The organism is Corallincola spongiicola (assembly GCF_004284785.1).
Lineage (GTDB): Bacteria > Pseudomonadota > Gammaproteobacteria > Enterobacterales > Neiellaceae > Corallincola > Corallincola holothuriorum.
The window spans coordinates 338,635-345,849 of the sequence record NZ_SHLY01000001.1 but is presented as its reverse complement, the minus strand read 5'-3'; the positions used below and the strand labels follow the sequence as shown (position 1 = coordinate 345,849).

Below are 7,215 nucleotides of genomic sequence, written 5' to 3'. Positions count from 1 at the left end.
CTTAACGTCATCTTCCTGCTGTTTTTGTTCATCACAGGTAACATCGGTATGTTCGGATTATTCAAGAAGTTTGATGTCAATCTTTGTCCTGAAGTCAAAGGACAGATACTGCTTGAGGGCAAGCCTGTTGCAGGTATCAAGATAACCCGTAGCCTCACTTTTATCGAGGGCAAAGCGCAGGTTGATTGTGTGTCCAGCGACGATAACGGACTTTTCAATCTACCGGAAGTCAATATCCGTTCAAGTAAGCCTGGCAGTATGTTTTCAGTCGAACATACCCGACAAGATATAGTCGCTGAGTACAATGATCAGAAATATCGCCTCTGGACATCAATCTACCCAGGAATTGGAAAGAGCCCCGAATATGCAAAAAAGCTTGCTTCACTTAACTGCGAACTGACATCCAAACTTGCCAAGTTTGAGTTTAAAAACGATAAGAATCCAAACCGCGACTATTATGCCACCAGCATTTGTCGCTGGGATGATGACTATAAGCTCTTTGAAGAGTTCGACAGATCTAATTAACCATAACGAGTAAAGGACTACGAATATGGCTATGTACACACTAAGCCCCAAGCTGGCAGCAGAATCAGCTGCCTACGCATATGCTTCAAGGTTAGCTACCCGTGACACGGTAGGCGAAGACGCTCCACCTATACTCGACCGAGATTTCGATTTCTCCGGCAACCTGATCCAAGGTGTCAGCGGTACCCTACTTGAACGTCTATTTAATCACAAGACTGGCTTTGGTGTGATTGGCCGTGGTAGACCTAACTCTCCCTATGCAAATCACCACATCGTCGCTATTCGCGGCACAGCGTCAGGGCGTGATGCCGTGACCGATCTGCACTGCGGTGTTACCAATGGGCCAAATAATAAGCGGATCCATGCCGGTTTTAATCACAACTTCCGTTCCATGAAGTCGAACCTGACAAGCTATTTCAGCGCACCAGGGATAAAACTTGGCCCTGTTCACTGTGTTGGTCATAGCCTTGGCGGCGCACTGGCTAACCTCACCGCCAACTGGCTGCGAGCCAACTACCATGTGCCCGTCAGCGTCTATACCTTCGGTGCACCGCGGGTTGGTCGAAAAGATTATGCCAATAGCACGCAAGGTGAAATGGAGAATATCTACCGTTGCGTCCACGGTGCCGATCCTGTGCCCATGGTACCAGTCTGGCCATTTGTTCATGCGGGTGCGGATTACAGATTGGATGGTGCCAGAGGGATCAACCCGGCAGCGCACAAAATGGATGGCTATATCGAAAATGCTGGGCGGTTTAATGACTACACCCAGATGCATATAGATTCAGTAGGAAAACAACTAACCCCTGTGCGCTTAAAATACAGTGATCGGCATCAGGTCAGCTTCTCTGTCTACTGGCAAGAGCGGATCAGCAATGCGCTTATCACATTACTAAAAGATGCAGGCTTTTATACAGCGGTTGTTGCTCAAGCGGCAATCGGTACAACACTAACTATCTACGATGTGATCGCACAAAAATTGGAAGACATCGCCCGTATGTCCCCTGTTTATGCAGAGCAAGAGCTGGGATTACTCGGTTGTATGCTGACATTTGCAGGAAACAAGAAAGCGGTCAAAGCTGCCGACCTTACATACACTTTTATCCGTTGGGTACTGCGACTGACATTAGAGAGGTTGTTCAAATCAGCCAAATCGGCAATACAAATTGCTAGCGCTGTTCCTGCTTAGCAATTTGACTGCAAGGGGCTGTTGGGTCATTTTTCATTGACCATAGCCCCTTGTCTCCCCGTTAGATAAAAAACTCCCCGTTAAATAAAAAACCGTCTTCGTAGAGATGTGCATATTGTCTGCACATTTTCTTGTTTATATATACCCGCTCTCCACTCACCAGGGATCAGGTGCCGAAAAAGTGGAGCAGTCGACCATAAGCCGCCCTCGTTCGATCCCTACAGTCGGGCTTGGGTGGCGCCTTTACTAGCTATTCAATGTGTCTTTTCTGGTAGTTCTGAATGCAGCGTTTCGCCACGGTTGGTACCGTACTGTAACGACAATCCGTTTGATTCTATGCGATACCAAAGATGCTGTCTGACCACAAACAACTGGCCACTTTTTAACAGATGCTTCTGGTTAGTATCAGCGACCCTAACAACAATCGTAGCTTCACCTTCTAACTGGTGGATCAACGCATCCGCATCTGGATGGCAAGTCCAGGGGGAGACACCTTTAAAGCGCCCCATCCATACTCTGCCATCGTCAATAGTATCGAGGATCCAAAATTCAGCATCACCGTTTTCACTCACCCAATCAGCCGTTCTTTTTAGGGCAGCGGATAAATCGTGACTTCTCATGGTGGGCACCTGTCATTTGATTAAGGTCTCACCTTCAATCTTAGGATCGAAATCAGTTCACAGAGACAAATTCTCTCGCTGGTCAGCAGTTAAAAGATGCTTTAGCTTAAACTGCATCAAGAAATATAAGGAAATTCCCCATGCAGTTCAGTGTCGCCACTTCACCCAAGCTAGCTATCTGTGGGCTGAGCCTCTCAGCGTTATTGCTATTAAGTGCTTGTGAACGCCCTTTAACGGAAGCACAAATACAAGACGCGGCGAACTGGCAAGCATGGGTAGAAAAAGAGAACAGTCACAGCAAAGATGGCCAGCACTCTTTTCTCAATATCCGCGATGCCCGCTATATGCGCCCCGGGGACACAGTCAGCTTAGATATCAGCCTAGGTGCCGAACAGGTCCGCTGGCAGGAAGAAGACAAAAGCAATGAGATAGCAAACAGCTCACGGTTAACCCTCTCATTTGATGGTGAAAATGCGCTGATATCGGAAAAGGGCAAGTTTCGTCTAATAACGGCGGATGAAAAATTCTCGCTTCCTAATGATGAGCTATTTATCACCGTTGGCGCCTTGCACGACAGTGGTTTGCGCGCGTTTATCCGTGATCCTAACCATCCCAAAGTAGAAAACTTTAAAGGCCACCACTACTACGATTACAACCCCAAAATGCGTACCACTGCCAGCTTCACTGCAGCGGAGGAACTTAACACCGTCTCTTTTCAAACGGTGCAAGGGCTAACAAACACACTGGTGAGAGTGGGAACTGTGGCTTTCAAATTAGACGGTGAATCCGTCACGATGTCGGCTTATCACGAATCAGGAGAGCCCCCGCTTGATTACCTGCTGTTCCTGTTTAAAGACCAAACCAATGGTGACACCACCTATGGTGGTGGACGCGAACTCGTTGTGAAATTGGCACAAGCCCCAAGCGAAGGCTTCATCATCGATTTTAACTACACGTTTAATCTCAATTGTGCCCACAGTACATTCTGGAACTGCCCAATTATTTGGGACAGCCCCCTTGAACTCGCTATTACAGCAGGCGAAAAGCTACCCTACGACTACGAATAGAACTCGCGATTAAGAAGATTGTATTGTTAAGGCGGAGTTGGCTCACTACTTGTTGTTTTCCTGCAGTTCGCTAAGACGCTGGCGTTCCAACTTTGCTAACAGGTTCGCCAGGCCCTGTGGGTTGCGCATAAACTCTGCAAACGCATCTAACGCCTGTTTCGTTAATTCAGGTGATGCCTCTCGATCAAAAAACTGAAACAACTGATCCGCTTCTTGTAATGCCTGCGCACTACTTTGCAGTACAGGGTTATCAGGCATGCTCGCCATTCGATGAGGCGGCAATGTCATGATCGCCGCATTCACCCGACTCTGTACAACGGGATCGCCCATGTGTCGAAGAAACGCACTCACGGCAGGGTTGACCATCCCGCCTCTCTTAACCAACAAGATATCGGTCGGTGCATTCTCCCCCACTGACAGATCAGGCGTTATGGTAGGAAACGGAAAAAATCCAATGTCTGGCTGGAGCTGATCGGGGATCTGATTAACGAAAAAGCTGCCCATAAGCAGCATGCCGGTTCGTTGACGAAAGAACAGCGGTAGCACTTCATCCCAGCTATAACTAGCGTGCCGTTCTGGAAAATAGCCTTTGTCTAATAGTTGTCGCCAATAAAGAAACGTCTTAGTCACTCGCGGATCGGTAAAACTTACCTTGCCCTGCAATAACTGCTGGTGAAACGCGGGTCCATTCACTCGCATATTCAAGTAATCAAACCAGCCCGCTAGCGTCCAAGGGTGCTTGCTACCTAAAGCAAATGGCGTGACTCCGGCGTCAATGAGCTTTTCGGCCACGGCCAGGAACGCTTGCCAAGTTTGGGGCGGCTGCAAGTCTAGGCGTTTAAATAGCGATTTTTGATAGTAGAAGCCCCAACCGTAATGTGAAAACGGCAAACCATAAATATGGCCATCACTGCTTACGCTGCTTAACACACCTGGGGAAAACTTATGCGGCCATTCGGCTGACGGCCATAACTTATCCAGTGGCGCTAACAACTGCTTGCTTGCTAGAACATCCATTGGCGTACCAGCAAACCAAAAGAAAACATCGGCGTCGCCATGTTGCCCTGCCAACATACTGGGCAACAAACGTTTGTACTCTTCATGGCCATAATGCCTAACGCTAACTTGGTGTTGCGGATTCAGTTCGCGAAACCGCATGATCTCATTTAACAAAGCGCGGTTTTGCTGTTCGCTGACCGGCATCGTTGCCAACGTGAGCGGCTCGGCAGAGGGTGCCGAATATAAAAGAAGCAATCCAAGTGACAGTGTGAGTTGTAGTATTCGCATCCATTCTAATATGGCAGATGCTCAACAATTTGTGACAATACATAGATGGCAAACGGGATCCAGAGAGCATTTTTGTGCTTTGTTGCACTTTCCTCGTTGTTGACTACATTTTAATCAAACCAGGAATTATCAGTCAGTTAGATTGACGCAGTCCACTTAACAACGTTTTCAGTAAACAGATAAAGAAGCAAATAAAGACACAAGGAGGTGAATACCTAACAAGGTGAGGCCTCCCATGTTTTTGAACGCGAAAATTAGTCGATTATTGCTTATTACGCTGCTGCTTTTACCCTCCTTTCAAAGTAACGCTGATCAAGATAGAACCACCGCAAGTGCATTATTAGTGCAAATCGTTTCCTACTTAGCTAAACAGGGGCATAAGTCTTTGCTTAGCTTTGAAAATTACCACTGGCATGAGGTAAACGCAGCAGCGCGTTGGTCGCCCAGAGCCGGACTGCAAGTCGTTAAATTAGGCAGAAAGTTCTTTCTTATGGGGGGAAGAACACCGAACAATTCTACCATTCCAGGCGATAGTGTCATTTGGGGGGATGTATGGGTCAGCCAAGACAAAGGAATAAGCTGGGATCAGGTTGTCGGTAGCAATGACCAGGAGCATTGGCCAGCCCGAGCTTACTTCAAAGCCGTCACCAAAGGCCGCTATATCTATGTATTGGGAGGGCAGAATTTCAATCTGGCCCCCTGCCCCAACGATGTCCCAACATGTCAGGAGCAGATGCCTTCATCGGACTTTTTTAATGATGTGTGGCGGAGTAAAAATGGCAAAGAGTGGCAGTTGATGACGGCCAACGCACCGTGGCAAGGCCGCGCAGGGCTCAGTGCTGTCGCCATGCGCAATCGAATATTTGTAATCGCAGGCTCCAAAAACGACGACACAGCGATTGTCGGCCCCAACGGCCCCGCACGAAAATACTTTAATGATGTATGGAGTAGTCGCGATGGTAAAGAGTGGAAACAGCTCACCGACAATGCACCATGGGAACCTCGAGCAGGCGCTGTAGCGTTAACCAAAGATGGCTATATCTACCTGCTAGGGGGTGAAAATGGCTTTCTTTGTCAGCCCCAGCCTAACTGTAAACCACCCTACTTCAATGATGTATGGCGATCTCGAAATGGCAAGAACTGGGAGTTAGTAACCGCAGATGCAGCTTGGTCAGCGCGTCCAGGTCATCAATGTGCAACTTTGTACCATCATATTGTCTGCTTCGGTGGTTTTGGCCTGCCGCAAAACCCGCAAGATATTTGGGTAAGTCGCCACGGGTTACACTGGCGGAAAGTCAGCGACTCTCCGTGGAATAGCCTCAGCCCCAGTGAGATTAAATACGATTTCGCGGTCTTAGTCGACAAACAGGGATATTGGGGGCAAACGCAGGCAATTTATACATTCGGCGGGGATCGGGAGACCTTCGATTTCTCCGATCCTGCCAATTATCTCCGGGTTGATAATGATGTTTGGCGCTATGCTTCTGAGCATTTTCGCTAAACAGTCATCACCAAAGTGGCTACATTGTGTCACGCCATTTAATTGAACACCCCATGCTGGGGTGTTGTTCTTTCGGCCCCACACCTGTCTCCGCAATCATTCTCATGGCATTTAGCAGTTCGGCAACCCGCCCCGAATGATCTCCCATTCCAGCATCGTCTAACCGGCCACGGTACTGCAACTCTCCGTGGCAATTCAGACCAAAGAAATCAGGCGTACAGATTGCGCCGTATGCCTGTCCAACTAATTGATCTTCATCCACTAAATAGGGAAAATTGAAGCCATATCTTTTAGCGAAAACTTTCATATTTTCTGGCGAATCAGCCGGAACCGATTGGTAGTCATTGGACATCACCGCTAACACATTAATCCCCTCAGCCATCAATAGGTCGGTGTCTTGTGCTAAACGCTCAGCGATGCGCTGAACATAAGGGCAATGGTTACATATAAAAGCAATCAATAAGCCTTTATCGCCGAGCTGTTCACGCATACTAAAACGATTGCCATCAATATCTTGTAAGGTGAAATCTGGCGCTTTCCAGCCGAAGTCACAGATAGGTGTATCAAGTAGCATCGCTCAAATTCTCCATGTTTCGAACAGGCCAACCTATGAGACGATTGTCATCTCATTGAGTGTAAATTCGTCTACAGCGCCCTCTGTTGCGGCCATGTAGTCAGCCAAGTGCTTGTTGCCCATGTGGGTCTGCCACAATTCACGAGTTTCCCAATTTTCATAAAACATAAAGTGTGCTGGGTTTTCATTGTCCTGATGCAGGTCATAGTTGATGCAACCCTGCTCGGCTCGGGTGACATCAATCAACTTTAAAAGCTCGGCTTTCACTAAATCTACTTTTTCTGCTTTAGCGATAATATTAGCAACGATAGTTAGGGCCATCTCTGTTTCCTCTTCGGGTTAACCCTTATGTGGGTTGATTTAATCAGCCATGAGTACGCTTCGTTTAATCACGAAAAACACCTCTGCGCTTACCCAGCATAAACGCTTTATTACTTGGACCAAGGTGGTCA

General features: G+C 47.7%; 8 protein-coding genes. 4 read left to right on the top strand and 4 right to left on the bottom strand.

The window, feature by feature from the left end; genetic code table 11:
* Together EXY25_RS01460 and EXY25_RS01455 are read left to right on the top strand one after the other, a co-directional pair.
* The coding region (locus EXY25_RS01460; RefSeq protein ID WP_165419218.1) for a DUF4198 domain-containing protein at window positions 1-525 on the top strand (525 nt) is incomplete at its 5' end.
* A 25-nt stretch (window positions 526-550) separates the two neighbouring features.
* Complete coding sequence (locus EXY25_RS01455; protein ID WP_130565470.1) at window positions 551-1,714, top strand: lipase family protein; 1,164 nt, start codon at window positions 551-553, stop codon at window positions 1,712-1,714.
* 254 nt (window positions 1,715-1,968) lie between these two features.
* Here the strand turns inward: EXY25_RS01455 and EXY25_RS01450 are convergent, their stop codons facing one another.
* Window positions 1,969-2,334: a cupin domain-containing protein gene (locus tag EXY25_RS01450; RefSeq protein WP_114336816.1), complete on the bottom strand. Its 366-nt coding sequence runs from the start codon at window positions 2,332-2,334 to the stop codon at window positions 1,969-1,971.
* A 140-nt stretch (window positions 2,335-2,474) separates the two neighbouring features.
* Between EXY25_RS01450 and EXY25_RS01445 the strand changes: the two genes are divergently transcribed.
* Window positions 2,475-3,401 (top strand): DUF1684 domain-containing protein, encoded by a 927-nt coding sequence (locus EXY25_RS01445; protein WP_114336817.1) that lies wholly within the window; start codon window positions 2,475-2,477, stop codon window positions 3,399-3,401.
* Between the two features lie 45 nt (window positions 3,402-3,446).
* Here the strand turns inward: EXY25_RS01445 and EXY25_RS01440 are convergent, their stop codons facing one another.
* Window positions 3,447-4,604: an ABC transporter substrate-binding protein gene (locus EXY25_RS01440; protein ID WP_246019508.1), complete on the bottom strand. Its 1,158-nt coding sequence runs from the start codon at window positions 4,602-4,604 to the stop codon at window positions 3,447-3,449.
* 319 nt (window positions 4,605-4,923) lie between these two features.
* Here EXY25_RS01440 and EXY25_RS01435 point away from each other — a divergent pair, with 319 nt between their 5' ends.
* Window positions 4,924-6,189 carry a Kelch repeat-containing protein gene (locus EXY25_RS01435; RefSeq protein WP_130565469.1) on the top strand — a complete coding sequence of 422 codons (1,266 nt, stop codon included), beginning with the start codon at window positions 4,924-4,926 and terminating at the stop codon, window positions 6,187-6,189.
* A 19-nt stretch (window positions 6,190-6,208) separates the two neighbouring features.
* Here EXY25_RS01435 and EXY25_RS01430 read toward each other — a convergent pair whose 3' ends face one another.
* Both EXY25_RS01430 and EXY25_RS01425 read right to left on the bottom strand, forming a co-directional pair.
* On the bottom strand, window positions 6,209-6,763 hold the full coding sequence (locus EXY25_RS01430) for a thioredoxin family protein (protein ID WP_130565468.1): 555 nt from the start codon (window positions 6,761-6,763) through the stop codon (window positions 6,209-6,211).
* Between the two features lie 33 nt (window positions 6,764-6,796).
* Window positions 6,797-7,084: a putative quinol monooxygenase gene (locus tag EXY25_RS01425; protein ID WP_114336821.1), complete on the bottom strand. Its 288-nt coding sequence runs from the start codon at window positions 7,082-7,084 to the stop codon at window positions 6,797-6,799.
* Window positions 7,085-7,215: the final 131 nt, after the last annotated feature.